The sequence below is a fragment of the Arthrobacter sp. PsM3 genome, from assembly GCF_030433895.1.
In the GTDB taxonomy this organism is placed as follows: Bacteria; Actinomycetota; Actinomycetes; order Actinomycetales; family Micrococcaceae; genus Arthrobacter.
Genome location: NZ_JARUXE010000035.1, coordinates 1 through 16,452, shown reverse-complemented (window position 1 = coordinate 16,452; position 16,452 = coordinate 1). Strand labels below are relative to the sequence as shown.

The window sequence follows — 16,452 nt, the reverse complement described above, 5'->3', positions numbered from 1 at the left end:
GAGTCTCACGTGCGCATAGTCCTCGGAGTCGGGGGAGGGATAGCCGCCTACAAGGTGGCGTCGCTCCTCCGGCTTTTTACTGAAGCCGGCCATGACGTTACAGTCATCCCCACGGAGGCCGCGACCCGCTTTGTCGGCGTCGCCACCTGGGAAGCGCTGTCCGGTCATCCGGTCAGCAACAGCGTCTTCGACGAGGTGCACACCGTCAACCACGTCCGCCTCGGCCACGAGGCCGAACTGATCGTCGTGGCCCCCGCTACCGCCGACCTGCTGGCACGCGCCGCCGCCGGCCAGGCCAACGACCTCCTGAGCAACACCCTGCTCATGGCCGGCAGCTGCCCGGTGCTGATGGCCCCCGCCATGCACACCGAGATGTGGCAGCACCCCGCGACCCGGGCCAACGTCGAGACGCTCCGCAGCCGGGGCGTCACCGTGCTGGAGCCTGCCTCCGGCAGGCTGACCGGATCCGACTCCGGGCCGGGCCGGCTGCCCGAACCCGAAGCCATCTTCGACGCGGCATTGGCCCTCGCCGGCGCGCTGGCGCTGCCCGAAACCGCCGCAATGCCGGCGTCGGAAGCCGAACTGTCGGCGCCGCCGCGGCCGCTGGCCGGGCTCACCGTCACGATCAGCGCCGGAGGCACGCGCGAGCCGCTGGACCCCGTCCGGTTCCTCGGAAACCGCTCCTCCGGCAAGCAGGGAGTGGCGCTGGCCGCCGCCGCCCGCGATGCCGGTGCGAAGGTCCGGCTGCTGGCCGCCCACATGGACGTCCCGCCGCCGGCAGGCGTCGACGTCGTCAAGGTCGAGACCGCCCTGGAGCTCCGCAAGGCGGCCCTGCACGCCGCCGCCGATTCCGACGTCATCATCATGGCCGCAGCCGTCGCGGACTTCCGTCCGGCCGATGTGTCCGGGACGAAAATCAAGAAGCGCGACGACCTCGCCGACCCGGTCATCTCGCTGGTCCGGAACCCGGACATCCTGCGGGAACTCGTTGAGGTCCGCGACGCAGCGTCCCGCAAGCAGCTGATCGTGGGTTTCGCTGCCGAGACCGGCGACGCCGACGGCGACGTCCTGGACTATGCCGCGGCCAAGCTGCGCCGCAAGGCGTGTGACCTGCTGGTGGTCAACCATGTGGGCCAGGACAAGGTCTTCGGCGAGGACACCAACTCCGTAGTCATCCTTTCCCGCTCCGGCTCCGAAGCCCAAGAGGCGTCGGGTTCCAAATCCGATGTTGCGGCTGCCGTGATCGACCGTGTCAGCGCCGAGCTGAGCCGGGTCGTTCCGCCAGCCTGAACCTGGCGTAAGCAACGTCTCCTTAGCACGGGGACACACGCCGCCGGACGTCCGTTTTCCAACCAGTAAGGTAGTTGAGTGACTTTACCGCTGCACATCCCTGATTTCCACGGGTCCACGCCCGCCTCGCTCCGGCTCTTCACGTCCGAGTCGGTGACCGAAGGACACCCCGACAAGATCTGTGACCAGATCAGCGATGCCATCCTCGACGCCCTGCTGGCGAAGGACCCTGAGTCACGGGTCGCCGTGGAGACGCTGGCCACCACCGGGCTGGTCCACGTCGCCGGCGAGGTCACCACCGACGCCTACGTCGAAATCCCGCAGATCGTCCGGGAAACCATCCTGGGCATCGGCTACGATTCCTCAGCCAACGGATTCGACGGCGCCCGCTGCGGCGTGTCGGTCTCCATCGGCCAGCAGTCCAACGACATCGCCGGCGGCGTCTTCAATTCGCTCGAAGCCCGTGAAGGACGCCAGGAGGACGACTACGACCTCCAGGGCGCCGGGGACCAGGGCCTCATGTTCGGCTACGCCAGCGACGAGACACCGTCCTACATGCCGGTTCCGATCTGGCTCGCGCACCGCCTCTCCGAGCGGCTCACCGAGGTCCGCAAGAACGGCGAACTCGCCTACCTGCGCCCCGACGGCAAGACCCAGGTCACCGTCGGCTACGAGGGCAACCGGCCCGTCTCGGTCGAGACCGTCGTCATTTCCAGCCAGCACGCCGAAGGCGCCAGCCTCGACCAGCTCCGCGCCGACCTCGCCGCGCATGTGGTTGACCCCGTCATGGCGCTGTCCAACCTGGACATCTCCCGGGCCAGAAACATCCTGAACCCGGCAGGTGCCTTCGTCATTGGCGGCCCTGTCGGCGACGCCGGCCTCACCGGCCGCAAGATCATCGTTGACACCTACGGCGGCATGGCCCGCCACGGCGGCGGCGCCTTCTCCGGCAAGGATCCGTCCAAGGTGGACCGCTCGGCAGCCTACGCCATGCGCTGGGTGGCCAAGAACGTGGTTGCCGCCGGTCTCGCGAAGCGCGCCGAAATCCAGATCGCCTACGCGATCGGCCAGGCCCGCCCGGTGGGAACCTATGTGGAAACCTTCGGCACCGAGACCGTGGACCCGGCGCGGATCAGCGCCGCGATCGCCGAGATCTTCGACCTGCGCCCCCGAGCCATTATCGATGCCCTCGACCTCAAGCGCCCGATCTACGCAAAGACCGCGGCCCACGGCCACTTCGGCCGCGAGGATCCCGACTTCACGTGGGAGCGGCTGGACCGGGTCGATCAGTTGAAGGCGTTCTTCAACGCCTGAGCCCGCCCGTATGAAGCTCCGCCAGCGGGCTTGGACGTGTGGCATTCGATGTCAGTGCCTCGATGTCAGTGCCCCTCATGTCACCCTTAATGTCACTGCCCCGTGATGTGCTGTAGCCAGGCCGCCGAGACCGGAGGCCTGGCTCTTCCACATTAAGCCGGACCCCGTTGGCCGGCACTGAAAATGGCCGGCACTGAAACGGGCGGGGATTCAACCCGTCCGGCACCGAACTCTGCTGAAGGGAGGACACGAGCGATGAGCCCGAGCCACGGCGCCGCCGCGCAGGACGAGCCCCTCCAGCTGTCGCTGTTCCAGGGCTTTCCCGCCTCCGCTGCCGCAGCGCCCGGTCCGGCCCTCGCGGCCCGGCTCCCGGTGGCACGGGTGCGGCTGGAGTCCTCCCTGCCGCACCTGGACCGGCCGTTCGACTACAGCGTGCCCGCTGCGCTGGACGCCACGGCGCAGGCCGGAGTCCGGGTGAAGGTGAAGTTCAACGGCCAGGAGCTTGCCGGTTACCTGATGGAGCGGGTGGCGGAATCCGACGCCGGCCACCCCCTCGTCCCGCTGCACAAGGTGGTTTCCCCGGTGCCGGTACTGACGGGCCCGGTCGCGGACCTGGCCTTCCGCGTCGCGGCGCGTTACGCCGGAAGCGTCAGCGACGTGCTGCGCGTGGCGGTGCCTCCGCGGATGGCGAAACTCGAGAAGGACCTCGCCCCTGACGGGGTCCTGGATCCGGCCCGCTTCGCTGACTTGGACGCCGAGGACGGGGCCGGGGCGGCCATTCCTGCCGGTCTCGAGGCCTCGACCTGGTCCTCGTACCGGAATGGTGCGGCCTTCCTCCAGCATCTCGGCGCGGGGGAGTCGCCCCGGGCCGTGCTGGGTGCGCTGCAGGGCTACGGCCCCTCGGGGTGGCCCCGGATGATCGCCGAGGCCGTCGCAGCGGTCCGCCTGTCCGGCCGCGGCGCCATCGTCGTTGTGCCCGACTACCGGGACCTGGACCGGGTCGAGGCCGCGCTCCTGCAGCTCCTGCCGGCCGGGGACGTCGCCCGGCTCACCGCCGACGACGGGCCCACCCCGCGCTACCGCAGCTTTCTGCGGATCCTCAGCGGTGCCGCCGGTGTGGCCGTCGGCACCCGGTCCGCCGCCTATGCCCCCGTCCGCAATCCCGGGCTCGTGGTGTGCTGGGACGACGGCGACGACCTGCACATCGAGCAGCGCTCACCCTACGCCCACACCCGCGAAGTCCTGCTGCTGCGCGCGGAGCAGGAAGGCACCGCCTGCCTGCTCGCCGGGCACACCCGGAGCACCGAAACGCAGCGCCTCGTCGAGGCCGGGTGGGCGTGGCCGGTGGACGCGGACCGGACCATCGTCCGCCGGACCGTCCCGCGGGTGCTCAACACCGCGGACAGCTACGAACTCGAGCACGACCCACTGGCCAGGATCGCCCGGCTGCCGGGTGCCGCCTGGCGCGCCGCCAAGGAGGGGCTCGAACGCGGGCCGGTGCTGGTCCAGGTGGCCAGGGCCGGCTACGCGCCGTCGCTTGCCTGCGAAAACTGCCGCGAGCCGGCGCGCTGTACCGCCTGCAGCGGGCCGCTGGCCATCGCCGGGGCCAGCGGGAGCTCCGCCATGCCACAGTGCCGGTGGTGCTCGACCCCGGCGCCGGACTGGCGCTGCGTCACCTGCAACGGGGCCCGGCTCCGCCGGGGAGCGACCGGTGCGCTCCGTACGGCCGAGGAACTGGGCCGCGCCTTCCCGGGTAAGCCCGTGGTCACCTCGTCCGGGGACCGGGTGCTGGCCACGGTTCCGGACTCGAAGGCCCTGGTCGTGGCCACGGTCGGCGCGGAACCGGTCGCGGAAGGCGGCTACGCGGCGGCCCTGCTGCTCGACGGCGATTCGCTGCTGCGGCGCGAAAACCTGCGGGCGGGGGAGGACGCCGTCCGGCGCTGGTTCAACGCCGCCGCACTGGTCCGCCCTGCGGGCGACGGCGGACTCGTCGTCATCACCGCGGACGACGCGGCCGGTGTTGGGGCCCTGCTGCGCTGGGATCCGGCCGGCTACGCCCAGCGGGAACTGTCCCTGCGCCAGGAACTCCACCTCCCGCCCGCTGTCCGGGTCGCCTCCATCACCGGCGGACGTACCGCCGTCGGACACTTCAGCGACGCGGTCCAACAGCAGCTTGGCCCGCAGGGCATCGTGCTGCGGACCGCCGGCCCGGCACCCCTTGTGATCGCCGGCGCGCCGGGCCAGGGCGGAGCGGCGGGGGCCGCCGTCGAGGACGTCCGGACGCTGCTGTTCATCCCCTACGCCCAGGCCACCCAGGTCACCCGGGTGCTGCGGGCGGTCAAGGTCGCCGCCGCGGCCAAACGCACGGACGACCCGGTCCAGCTGCGGCTCGACGGCGTGGACGTGCTCTAGATACCTGGCCCCGGATGCGGCCGGCCCAAGCGAGATCCCGGAGCGGTACCGTGTGCAGGCAACCGCGACGTTCCGATGGCCGATCCATGTCCTCTACCCGCAGCGTACCGGCGACTCCGGCGCGGATGGGTCTTCGTGCCGGCTACTTCCGGTCCGTTTCCTTGTGGTGCCCGGCACGGCGGGCACGCAGCGCCACGGCCTCTTCGGCGGCGGCCAGCAGCTTGCGGGCGGAGTCGTCCCAGCTGAAGTCGGCGGCACGCTCCACCGAGCGGCGGGAACGGGCCTTCCAAAGCCCGGGCTCCTCGAGTGCCCGGACCGCCGCGGCGAACTCCGCCGGCGAATCCGGATGGACATAGCTGACGGCGTCGCCGCCCACTTCCCGGAAGATCGGGATGTCGCTGGCAATCACCGGTGTGCCGTGCGACATGGCCTCCACGAGGGGCAGGCCGTAGCCCTCCGCCCTTGACAGGCTGATCAGGGCCGTGGTGCGCCCCAGCATGGCCTCATACTCGGCGTCGGTCACGCCGTTGTGGAAAACAATGTCCGCGCCGGCCGGTGCCAGGGCCTCGAGTTCCGCCCGGCGTTCCGGCGTGATCCGGCTGAGCAGGTGCAGCATCAGGTCCGGGAGCTCCGCCATGCCCCTGATCATGGTCTCCACGTTTTTGTACGGCATGAAGGAACCCATGTACAGCAGCGTCTTGTCGGACCCCGCCCCGGGGTCCCGCGGCGTGTGGCCGTGCTGCGGGGCGTTGCCCACGATCCGGACGGGACGCCGGGTGAGCCGGTACTTCGAGATCAGCGCCGCCGTGGTGGAACTGATGGTGGCGACGACGTCGGCCCGGTTCAGCAGGAGCCGCTGCGGCCAGAACGCTTTGTGGTACAGCCGCCAGAGAACCCGGACCGGGGCGGGCAGGAAACCGGGAGGGGCCGGGTGTTCGTAGTAGATCAGGTCGTGCAGGGTCAGCACCAGGGCGTACTTCCGGCCCCAGCTGCCCATGGTCTGCATCGGACAGACCACCACGTCGGCGCCGAGTTTGTTGATCTTGCCGGCGACGAACAGCTCCGCCGGGGACAGCGGGCTGTTGATCAAGGTGTAGGGCACGTCCGGGAGCAGGGCCAGCTGGCGGACGTCGCTGATGAGCATGGAGACGTCGGCGATTTTGGCCGTGGCCTCGATCAGGCTGGAACCGTAGCGGCTGATGCCGTCATGGTGGTCCAGCCGGGTGAAGCGGGCGTCGATGAGGATTTTCACGCGGCGTGGTCCTTCAGGAAGCGGCGGATGAAGCCCGCGGCTGGTTCCGGGGTTTCGTAGTGGATCAGGTGGCCGACACCCGGGATCACGTCCAGGTGCGCGTCGGGCAGCAGGGCCAGCAGTGTGTGCTGGTCCGGCAGCGTGGCGATCTCGTCCTTTTCCCCGGCGATCAGCAGCACTGGAAGGGTGAGCCGGCGGGCCACTTCCGCGACGTTGCTGCCGACCGAGGCCTTGAACGCCTCCAGCAGGCTCTCCCGGTCCGCGAAGGCGGAGAAATAGGCGCTGTGCTGGGCATGTACGAAGCGGCGGAGCTCCTTGTCCCGGGTCTTTGCCATCGTCTCGCTCATGACCCTGACGATCAGCTGGCTGCGCAGCAGGCCCTGTCCCAGCCGGCGGGGAAGCCGGGCGGCCGCTTCGTAGTACAGGACGGCAAGTTTGGTCATGAGCCCCTTGGGACCCTCGAGGGCGGGGGCGGCGATCGGATTGACCAGGATCAGTTCCGAGACCGTTCCGGGGTGGCCGGCCACATAGTGGCTTGCGATGATGGAGCCAAAGGAGTGCCCCAGCAGGACCGTTCCGGGGCCCAGGCCCAGGGCCGCCATGAAGTCGGCGATGAACCGGCCGTAGCGTTCAACGCTGTGTTCGGCACCTGCGAAAGCGGCAGAGCTGCCGAAACCGGGGAGGTCCGGCATGATGAGGCGCATCTCCGGGAGCTGGTCCGCTACCCGGAGCAGGCCGTGGTGGTCACCGCGGAAGCCGTGGATGACCAGGATGGTGCGGGTTTCCGGGGTCACTCGGACCGGCTCGTACGTCCAGTACGCGACCCTGGCGCCGTCGAGGGCTACCTCCGCGGCGCGGGTGCGGGGCTCAAGCCCGTTGCTGAACAGGGGAGTGGTGGGGGAAGGCTCGGTGGCCACATGTTCCATTCGATGAGTCCTAATTCACGGTGTCCGGGTGGGAGCCGGTACGGAAGCCGCGTTCCAGGCCGGCCAGGGCGTCCATGGCGGCGCCGTCGAGGGTGAAGCCGAAGACGTTCAGATTCTCCCTGATCCGGGCATAGGAGCTCGCCTTGGGGACGGCGACGTTGCCGAGCTGGACGTGCCAGCGGAGGATGATCTGCGCCGGGCTCCTGCCGTGTGCGGCCGCGAGGCCCAGCACCACGGGATCCTGCAGGACCTGGCCGCGGCCCAGCGGGCTCCACGCCTCGGTGGTGATGCCGAGTTCGCCGTGCAGGGCGCGCAGTTCCTCCTGCTGGAGCCAGGGGTGCAGTTCGATCTGGTTGACGGCCGGGACGACTTCCGCGGTCTGCAGGAGGCGGTCCAGGTGCGCCGGCTGGAAGTTCGAGACCCCGATGGCCCGTGCCCTGCCTTCCCGGTACAGCGTCTCCATGGCCCGGTAGCTCTCGGCGTACAGCCCGCGCTGCGGACACGGCCAGTGAATCAGGTACAGGTCCACGTATTCCAGTCCGAGGTTGGCCATCGACGTGTCGAACGCGCGCAGCGTGGCGTCGTAGCCCTGGTCATCGTTCCAGAGCTTGGTGGTGACAAACAGGTCCTCGCGCGAAAGCGAGGGGGAGGCCTCGCCGGAACCGCCCCGGGCGCCGTCGGGGCTCACGAAACTGGACAGTGAGCCGATGCCCCGTCCCACCCCCGTCTCGTTGCCGTACATGGCTGCGGTGTCGAAGTGCCGGTAGCCGGCCTCGAGGGCCATGGTCACGAGTCCGGCGGCGTCGGAGGGAGGCACCTTGTAGAGTCCAAACCCCAGCTGGTCGATCAGGACACCGTTGTTGAGGCTGAGCCGGGGCGAGGGTTTCATAACAACGACTTTACCGACTCCGCCGCCGGGGCTCCGCACGGCAGGCCGGCGGCCGCCGGTTGCGCACAGGCCGGTCCGTACCGGGGCAGGCCGGCTCAGGACGCGCCCACTCAGGACGCGCCGTCGAAGCTGACCAGCCGCCGGGCGCTGGCCTCGTCGAGGATGAGGTCGGTGGCCAGGCCCGCGGCGAGGGCGCCGCGCAGGCCGTTGATCTTGGAAGCGCCGGACACCACGCAGATCCTCCGGCGCACCTGGCGCAGCTGGGCAAGGTCCGGGCCGGTGGAGCGTTCGTTGAGGGTGATGCCGTCCGCGGAGCCGTCGGCGCGGAAAAACACGGTGGCCACATCGCCCACCACGTCGGAGGTGGCCAGCACATTCAGGTCGTCCTCATCGAGGTAACCGCCCGCGTAGACATGGCTGGGGTAATCGGCGTCGACCGATCCCACGCCGAAAATCGCGATGCTCATCCGGGCCTGGAGTTGGAGGATCCGCTGCACACTGCGCTCATTCCACATGGCCTTTTTGGTCGCGGCGTGGTCGAAGAACGCCGGAACCGGGAACTGTTCCACCCGGGCCCCGTACGCGCTGCCAAAGCGGCGCATGATGTCGGAGGCGTAGGTGATGCCTGTGGTTTGCATGTTGCCTGCGCCGTTGAGCTGGACGATCACGCTGTCGTGGGTGATCTTGCGGGTCAGGTGCCGGCTGACGGCGCTCAGGGTCGAACCCCAGGCGACGCCGATGATCGCATTGGAGTCGACCAGGGGGCCGATGGTGCGTGCGGCCTGCATCGCGACGCGGTCCAATGTTTCCGCCTCATTCAGGGTGTCCACGACCGGAACGACGTGCACATCGACCTTGTATTCGGCGCGGATCATGCTCGCCAGTTCGGGGCCGGTGTCCAGCGGACTGCGGATCTGGATCTGCACCAGCCCGGATTCCCGGGCCGAGGACAGCAGCCGCGACACGGTGGACCGGGAGGTGCGCAGCTCGCGGGCGATCGCATCCATGGTCAGGTCCTGCAGGTAATACAACTGGGCCGCGCGGAGTGCGTCCGAGCTTCGTGAGGGCGTCATCCCATTTCCGTTCTGCACGTTTGTGCATAGTGCTTGACTCCATTTTCCATTAGTCCAAAGAATAGTGTTGAACGGCGGCACGCCACGTGGCGTGCCGCACAGGACTTAACCCAAAGGAGCTGTTCTTGGGACAGAAGGATTCAGCCCGCAACCAGGCATCAGCCGGCGAGCGAGCATCGGTGCACAAGCTGCGGACGCGGCCCCACGCCCAGGTGCTGATTATCGGCGGCGGCATCAACGGGGTGGGAACGTTCCGGGACCTGGCCCTGCAGGGTGTGGACGTCGCCCTGGTGGAGCGCGGCGACTACTGCCAGGGTGCCAGCGGCGCCTCCTCGCACATGATCCACGGCGGCATCCGCTACCTCGAGAACGGCGAGTTCCGGCTCGTCCAGGAATCCGTGGTGGAACGCAACCGGCTGCTGCGCATCGCGCCGCATTACGTGAAGCCGCTGCAGACCACCATCCCGATCTTCAGCACGTTCTCCGGCGTCCTCGCCGCCCCGCTGCGGTTCCTCACCCACAAGCAGCAGGGCACGCCCACCGAACGGGGAGCCTTCCTGATCAAACTCGGGCTGAGCATGTACGACTTCTTTTCCCGCGACGGCGGCGCCGTGCCCCGGCACCAGTTCCGCGGCCGCAAGCGCGCCCTGGCGGAACTGCCGCGGCTGCACCCGGGCATCAAATACGCCGCCACGTACTTCGACGCCTCCGTCCACAACCCGGAGCGCCTCACTCTGGACGTGCTGCAGGACGGTGAAAAGGCCGGGGCCGCGGGCAACAGTGACGCCCGCGCCAGCAACTACCTCTCGCTCGCCGCCATCCGGGACGGGGCACGGCCCGGGCAAACCGGCAGCACCGTGGAACTCCGTGACGAACTCACGGGCGAACTGTTCGACTTTTCCGCGGACATCATTGTCAACACCACCGGTGCCTGGGTTGACCTGACCAACCAGACGATGGGCGCGCCGTCGGCCTTCATGGGTGGCACCAAGGGCTCGCACATCGTGCTGGACCACCCGGAACTGCTGGCCGCATGCAACGGCCGCGAGATCTTCTTCGAACACACCGACGGCCGGATCGTGCTGATTTATCCGATGGGCGACCGGGTCCTGGTCGGCACCACCGACGTCGACGCCGACATGGCCGAGGACGCCGTGTGCACCGAGGCGGAGATCGACTACTTCTTCGGCCTCATCGGCCACGTCTTCCCGGACATCACCGTGGACCGGGAGCAGATCGTCTACACCTTCGCCGGCGTCCGCCCGCTGCCCAGACACGACGCCACCCAGCCCGGCTTCGTCAGCCGCGACTACCGGATCGAACGCCGCGCCGGTGCCGGCCCCGCCGCCAGCGACGGCCCCGGCGGGACGGGCCACGGCGCCGTCGTGCTCAGCCTCGTCGGCGGCAAGTGGACCACCTTCCGGGCCCTCGCCGAACACCTGAGCAACGACGTCCTCACCGAACTCGGCATGGACCGGAAGGTCTCGACGGCGAAACTCGCCATCGGCGGCGGCGCCGGGTTCCCGGACAGCGAGGACGGCGTGCAGCGCTGGATCAAGGCGCATATGGCTGCCGGACGCAACGCGGACCGAACCGCCGGTCTGCTGACCCGCTACGGCACGCGCGCGGGGGAAGTCATCAGCTTCCTCGACGGCGCCCCGGACCGGCTACTGCACTCGACCCGCGAGCTGAGCGTCCGTGAACTGGAGTTCATGGCGCGGAACGAGCAGATCGGGCATCTGGTCGACGTGCTGATCCGCCGCACCTCGCTCGCTTTCCGGGGACTGGTGACCGGCGAACTGCTGAACGAGGTTGCCGACATCCTCGCCGGTCCGCTGGGCTGGGACACGGCAACGCGGTCCTCCGAAATCAGCCACGCTCAGGAGGTGCTCAAGCGATTCCACGGCGTCCAGGTCCACAGCCTGGTCTCCTGATGGACCTTGCGGCCGGACGGGGGACGTCCGGCCGCAAGGACTGCGTGGTCCCTACGGGGGACCGGCGCAGTGGCCGGCCGGCAGCGCCAACACGGTGCCGGCCCAACAGCCCTTCAAACTCGCGACGGGCTGACAACAGAAAATAGAGGAGTCAAAGATGTCTCTCGGAATAGTTTTCCTGTCCGAAGTATTCGGCACCGCGATGCTGACCCTGCTGGGTTGCGGCGTCGTGGCAAACGTTGCGCTCAAAGGCACCAAGGGCAACAACGGGGGGTTCCTGATGGTCACCTGGGGGTGGGGCATCGCGGTCTTCTGCGGCGTCTACGTCGCCGCCCAGTCCGGCGCGCACCTGAACCCCGCCGTGACCTTCGGCCTGCTGCTCAACGGCAAGAAGGAGTACGCCCCCGGTGTCCCCGTCGATCTGGCCTCCACTTTCACATACTTCGGCGGTGAACTCCTCGGTGCCTTCCTCGGCGCGGTGGTGATGTGGCTGGCCTACAAGCAGCACTTCGACGCAGAGCCCGAGCCCGCCAGCCAGCTGGCAGTCTTCTCCACCGGCCCGGCCATCCGCTCCGCCCCGTGGAACCTGATCACGGAGATCGTCGGCACCTTCGTCCTCGTCTTCGTCATCCTGACCTTCGGCGGGACGCCTTCGGGCCTTGGCCCGCTCGCCGTGGCACTCCTCGTTGTCGGTATCGGCGCCTCCCTCGGCGGCCCCACCGGCTACGCCATCAACCCGGCCCGTGACCTTGGCCCCCGCATCGCCCACGCCCTGCTTCCCATGAAGGGCAAAGGATCCTCCGACTGGAGCTACTCCTGGATTCCGATCGTCGGACCGCTGGTCGGCGGCGGCCTCGCCGGCCTCGTGGCAGCAGTCGTGCCGATCATCGCCACCGCCGCCGGCTAAACCGTCTCAACTACGCACTCATTCACCTGCCAGCCCCAAGACAAGGACGTCAACATGAACCAGTACGTAATCGCCATCGACCAGGGCACCACCAGCACCCGCGCGATCGTGTTCGACCACAGCGGCAACATCGTCTCCTCGGGCCAGATGGAGCACGAACAGATCTTCCCGCAGGCAGGCTGGGTGGAGCATGACCCGGCCGAGATCTGGAACAACACCCGCGAGGTCATCGCCTCCGCGCTGTCCAAGGCGAACCTGACCCGCCACGACATCGCCGCCGTCGGCATCACGAACCAACGCGAAACCGCCGTCGTCTGGGACAAGACAACCGGCAAGGCGATCTACAACGCGATCGTCTGGCAGGACACCCGCACGCAGCCGATCGTGGACGAACTCGCCAAGGACGGGGGGCCGGAGCGTTTCAAGCAGAAGGTCGGCCTGCCGCTGGCCACGTACTTCTCGGGCACCAAGATCAAGTGGATCCTGGACAACGTCGAGGGTGCCCGGGCCAAAGCCGACGCCGGGGACCTGGTCTTCGGCAACACCGACTGCTGGGTGCTCTGGAACCTGACCGGCGGGACCGACGGCGGCGTGCACGTCACGGATGTCACCAACGCCTCGCGGACCATGTTCATGGACCTCGAGACGCTCTCCTGGGACCAGGAGATCCTGGACGCGTTCGGGGTTCCGGCCTCCATGATGCCGGCCATCAAGTCCTCCTCCGAGGTCTACGGCACGGTGCACACCTCCCAGCTGCTGCGCGAAGTACCGGTAGCCGGCATCCTCGGTGACCAGCAGGCGGCGACGTTCGGCCAGGCCGCCTTCGATGCCGGCGAAGCCAAGAACACCTACGGCACGGGCTGCTTCCTCATCTTCAACACCGGTGAGGAGATCGTGCACTCCAAGAACGGGCTGCTGACCACGGTCGGCTACAAGCTCGGCGACGCCAAGCCGCATTACGCCCTGGAGGGATCCATCGCCGTCACCGGTTCGCTGGTGCAGTGGCTGCGGGACAACCTCGGCATGATCAGCAGCGCCGCGGAAGTGGAGACGCTGGCGGCCTCGGTTGAGGACAACGGCGGCGTGTACATCGTCCCGGCGTTCTCCGGCCTGTTCGCCCCGTACTGGCGTTCCGACGCCCGCGGCGCAATCGTCGGGCTGACCCGGTTCGTGAACAAGAACCACATCGCCCGCGCGGCGCTGGAGGCCACCGCTTTCCAGACCCGCGAGGTGCTCGACGCCGTCAACGCGGACTCGGGTGTGCCGCTGACGGAACTGAAGGTCGACGGCGGCATGGTCGCCAACGACGCGCTCATGCAGTTCCAGGCGGACATCCTCGGCGTTCCGGTGATCCGGCCCAAGGTCGTGGAGACCACCTCGCTGGGTGCCGCCTACGCCGCCGGCCTCGCCGTCGGCTTCTGGAAGGACCTCGGCGAGTGCTCCGCCAACTGGTCCGAGGACAAGCGCTGGGAGCCGAAGATGGAGCAGGCCGAGCGCGAACGCCAGATGCGCCTCTGGAAGAAGGCCGTCACCAAGTCCATGGACTGGGTGGACGAAGACGTCAAGTAGCCTTCCGCGTCCCGAACGGGGCCCGTGACCCCCGCCCGCCACACCCTGGCGGGGGTCGCCGGCCCCTTTTCGGCCGTTGAGGAGTTTGGTGCGCTAAAGTAGTCCTATGCGTGCGATCCTCCTGCTTAGCTAGCCGCCCGGCATCCCGACGCGAACTCGGATTGCCGAGCGGCAGCCCCTCCGTGTCGAGGGGCTTTTGTGTGTCTGGACCCTTTTGGGCGGACGGCAGGGGAGCGGGCGGGGCAGGACAGCCTCCGCCTGGGAGATTTGACGGTACAAGACTTGACGGACCATCAGGCTTGACAGAACAGAAGAGGCCAGCAGTGAGCGTTCAGCCGGAGACAGAGACCGGAACACCAGCAGTCGCAGCGGAGACCCCCGAAGAGGGTGCCTACAGCTTCGCCGCCATGGAGGCCAAGTGGCCGCAGGTCTGGGAAGACCTCAAAGTCTTCACCCCCGCCGATGACGGTTCGAAGGAACGGCGGTACGTGCTGGACATGTTCCCGTACCCCTCCGGCGATCTGCACATGGGCCACGCCGAAGCCTTCGCGATGGGCGACGTCGTCGCGCGGTACCTGCGCCAAAAAGGCTACGACGTGCTGCACCCGATCGGCTGGGATTCCTTCGGGCTGCCCGCCGAGAACGCGGCCATCAAGCGCAACGCCCACCCCAGCGAGTGGACCTACGCCAACATCGACACCCAGGCGGCGTCGTTCAAGCGCTACGCCATCTCCGCCGACTGGTCCCGCCGGATCCACACCTCGGACCCGGAGTACTACCGCTGGACGCAGTGGCTCTTCAAGCGCTTCCACGAGCGCGGCCTGGCCTACCGCAAGAATTCCCCGGTCAACTGGTGCCCCAACGACCAGACCGTGCTCGCCAACGAACAGGTGGTGAACGGGGCCTGTGAGCGCTGCGGCACCCCGGTGACCAAGAAGTCCCTGAACCAGTGGTACTTCAAGATCACCGACTACGCCGACCGGCTCCTCGACGACATGGACGAACTGCGCGGCCACTGGCCCGAACGCGTCCTGGCCATGCAGAAGAACTGGATCGGCCGGTCCGAGGGCGCGCATGTCACCTTCGTGATCGAGGCCGACGGCGGCAAGCCCGCCAAGGACGTGACGGTCTTCACCACCCGCCCGGACACCCTGTACGGCGCGACGTTCTTTGTCGTCGCCGCCGACGCGCCGATCGCCGTCGAGCTGGTCACCGGGGAATACGCCGCGGCGCTGGACGCCTACCGCGAACAGGTCAAGGCGCTCTCCGAGATCGAACGCCAGTCCACCGAGCGGGAGAAGACCGGCGTCTTCACCGGCCGCTACGCGATCAACCCGCTGAACGGCGAGAAGCTGCCGGTCTGGGCGGCCGACTACGTGCTGGCGGACTACGGCACCGGCGCCATCATGGCCGTCCCGGCCCACGACCAGCGCGACCTCGACTTCGCCCGCACCTTCGACCTGCCGGTCCGCGCCGTGCTCGACACGGGCGAGGAAGATCCCGCGGTCAGCGGCACCGCGACCTCCGGCGAGGGAACCCTGATCAACTCCGGGGCCCTGGACGGACTGCCCAAGGCAGACGCCATCCCGGCCGCCATCGGGATCCTGGAGCAGCAGGGCACAGGCGAGAAATTCGTGAACTTCCGCCTGCGTGACTGGCTGCTCAGCCGGCAGCGATTCTGGGGCACCCCGATCCCGATCATCCACTGCCCCGCCTGCGGCGAAGTCCCGGTCCCGGATGACCAGCTGCCCGTTACCCTGCCGGCCGACCTGCGCGGCGAGGACCTGTCCCCTAAGGGCACCTCGCCGCTGGCCGCCGTTGAAAGCTGGGTCAACGTCGAGTGCCCCAGCTGCCACGGCCCGGCCAAGCGGGACACAGACACCATGGACACCTTCGTGGACTCCTCCTGGTACTTCCTGCGCTTCGTCTCGCCGCAGTACACGGACGGCCCGTTCGACCCGGAGAAGATCAACGACTGGATGCCGGTCGGCCAGTACGTGGGCGGCGTCGAGCACGCCATCCTGCACCTGCTCTACGCGCGGTTCTTCACCAAGGTCATCCACGACCTGGGCATGATCGAGGCCGACGAGCCGTTCAGCGCGCTGCTGAACCAGGGCCAGGTGCTCAACGGCGGCAAGGCCATGAGCAAGTCCCTGGGCAACGGCGTTGATCTGAGCGAACAGCTGGACAAGTACGGCGTCGACGCCGTCCGGCTCACCATGATCTTCGCTTCCCCGCCGGAGGACGACGTCGACTGGGCGGACGTGTCGCCGTCGGGCTCCGCGAAGTTCCTGGCCCGCGCCTGGCGGCTGGGACAGGACGTCACCAGCGCGCCCGGCGTCGACTACGCCGCCGGCGACCGGGCCCTGCGCACCGTCACGCACCGCACCATCGCCGACGCGGAAGCACTGCTGGACCACAACAAGTTCAACGTGGTCGTGGCCAAGCTCATGGAACTGGTCAATGCCACGCGTAAGACGATTGACGCAGCCACCGGAGCCGGTGGCGCCGACCCGGCCGTCCGCGAAGCCGTCGAGACCGTCGCGGTCATCCTGAGCCTCTTCGCGCCGTACACGGCCGAGGATCTCTGGAACGTGCTGGGGCACCCGGCCTCGGTTGCCAACGCGGGCTGGCCGACCCACGACGAAGCCCTCCTGGTGCAGGACACGGTGACCGCCGTCGTCCAGGTCCAGGGCAAGGTGCGGGACCGACTGGAGGTCTCGCCGGGGATCAGCGAGGACGAACTCCGTGCACTGGCGCTGGACTCGGAGAACGTCCAGCGCGCCCTCGACGGCCGCGGCATCCGCACGGTGATCGTGCGGGCGCCTAAACTGGTCAACATCGTCCCGGCCTAGCCGGGGTGGGGGGGGGGGGGGGGGGGGGGGG

11 protein-coding genes are annotated in these 16,452 nt (G+C 68.6%); 7 read left to right on the top strand and 4 right to left on the bottom strand.

What is annotated here, in order from left to right; all coding sequences use genetic code 11:
* Window positions 1-9: 9 nt before the first annotated feature.
* The 3 genes from coaBC (at window position 10) to QCD75_RS17035 (ending at window position 5,016) form a co-directional block, all read left to right on the top strand.
* Window positions 10-1,290 carry a bifunctional phosphopantothenoylcysteine decarboxylase/phosphopantothenate--cysteine ligase CoaBC gene (gene coaBC, locus QCD75_RS17045; RefSeq protein ID WP_301230552.1) on the top strand — a complete coding sequence of 427 codons (1,281 nt, stop codon included), beginning with the start codon at window positions 10-12 and terminating at the stop codon, window positions 1,288-1,290.
* A 78-nt stretch (window positions 1,291-1,368) separates the two neighbouring features.
* Window positions 1,369-2,604 carry a methionine adenosyltransferase gene (gene metK, locus QCD75_RS17040; RefSeq protein ID WP_301230551.1) on the top strand — a complete coding sequence of 412 codons (1,236 nt, stop codon included), beginning with the start codon at window positions 1,369-1,371 and terminating at the stop codon, window positions 2,602-2,604.
* A gap of 255 nt (window positions 2,605-2,859) precedes the next feature.
* Window positions 2,860-5,016 carry a primosomal protein N' gene (locus QCD75_RS17035; RefSeq protein WP_301230549.1) on the top strand — a complete coding sequence of 719 codons (2,157 nt, stop codon included), beginning with the start codon at window positions 2,860-2,862 and terminating at the stop codon, window positions 5,014-5,016.
* Window positions 5,017-5,158: 142 nt separating this feature from the next.
* Here QCD75_RS17035 and QCD75_RS17030 read toward each other — a convergent pair whose 3' ends face one another.
* The 4 genes from QCD75_RS17030 to QCD75_RS17015 all read right to left on the bottom strand — a co-directional run bounded on the left by QCD75_RS17030 (window position 5,159) and on the right by QCD75_RS17015 (window position 9,156).
* Window positions 5,159-6,268, bottom strand: coding sequence for a glycosyltransferase family 4 protein (locus QCD75_RS17030; protein ID WP_301230547.1), 1,110 nt, complete (start codon window positions 6,266-6,268; stop codon window positions 5,159-5,161).
* Window positions 6,265-7,194, bottom strand: a complete 930-nt coding sequence (locus QCD75_RS17025) for an alpha/beta fold hydrolase (RefSeq protein ID WP_301230545.1) — start codon at window positions 7,192-7,194, stop codon at window positions 6,265-6,267. Before QCD75_RS17025 ends, QCD75_RS17030 begins: the two co-directional genes overlap by 4 nt.
* A gap of 10 nt (window positions 7,195-7,204) precedes the next feature.
* Window positions 7,205-8,083 (bottom strand): aldo/keto reductase, encoded by an 879-nt coding sequence (locus tag QCD75_RS17020; RefSeq protein WP_301230543.1) that lies wholly within the window; start codon window positions 8,081-8,083, stop codon window positions 7,205-7,207.
* Window positions 8,084-8,193: 110 nt separating this feature from the next.
* Complete coding sequence (locus QCD75_RS17015; RefSeq protein ID WP_301230541.1) at window positions 8,194-9,156, bottom strand: sugar-binding transcriptional regulator; 963 nt, start codon at window positions 9,154-9,156, stop codon at window positions 8,194-8,196.
* Window positions 9,157-9,281: 125 nt separating this feature from the next.
* On the opposite strand from QCD75_RS17015, the gene QCD75_RS17010 reads away from it, so the two are divergent.
* The 4 genes from QCD75_RS17010 to leuS all read left to right on the top strand — a co-directional run bounded on the left by QCD75_RS17010 (window position 9,282) and on the right by leuS (window position 16,421).
* Window positions 9,282-11,090, top strand: coding sequence for a glycerol-3-phosphate dehydrogenase/oxidase (locus tag QCD75_RS17010; protein ID WP_301230540.1), 1,809 nt, complete (start codon window positions 9,282-9,284; stop codon window positions 11,088-11,090).
* A gap of 157 nt (window positions 11,091-11,247) precedes the next feature.
* Window positions 11,248-11,997, top strand: coding sequence for an MIP/aquaporin family protein (locus QCD75_RS17005; RefSeq protein WP_301230539.1), 750 nt, complete (start codon window positions 11,248-11,250; stop codon window positions 11,995-11,997).
* Window positions 11,998-12,051: 54 nt separating this feature from the next.
* Window positions 12,052-13,566 (top strand): glycerol kinase GlpK, encoded by a 1,515-nt coding sequence (gene glpK, locus QCD75_RS17000; RefSeq protein WP_301230538.1) that lies wholly within the window; start codon window positions 12,052-12,054, stop codon window positions 13,564-13,566.
* 323 nt (window positions 13,567-13,889) lie between these two features.
* Window positions 13,890-16,421 (top strand): leucine--tRNA ligase, encoded by a 2,532-nt coding sequence (leuS, locus tag QCD75_RS16995; protein ID WP_301230537.1) that lies wholly within the window; start codon window positions 13,890-13,892, stop codon window positions 16,419-16,421.
* Window positions 16,422-16,452 lie beyond the last annotated feature (31 nt).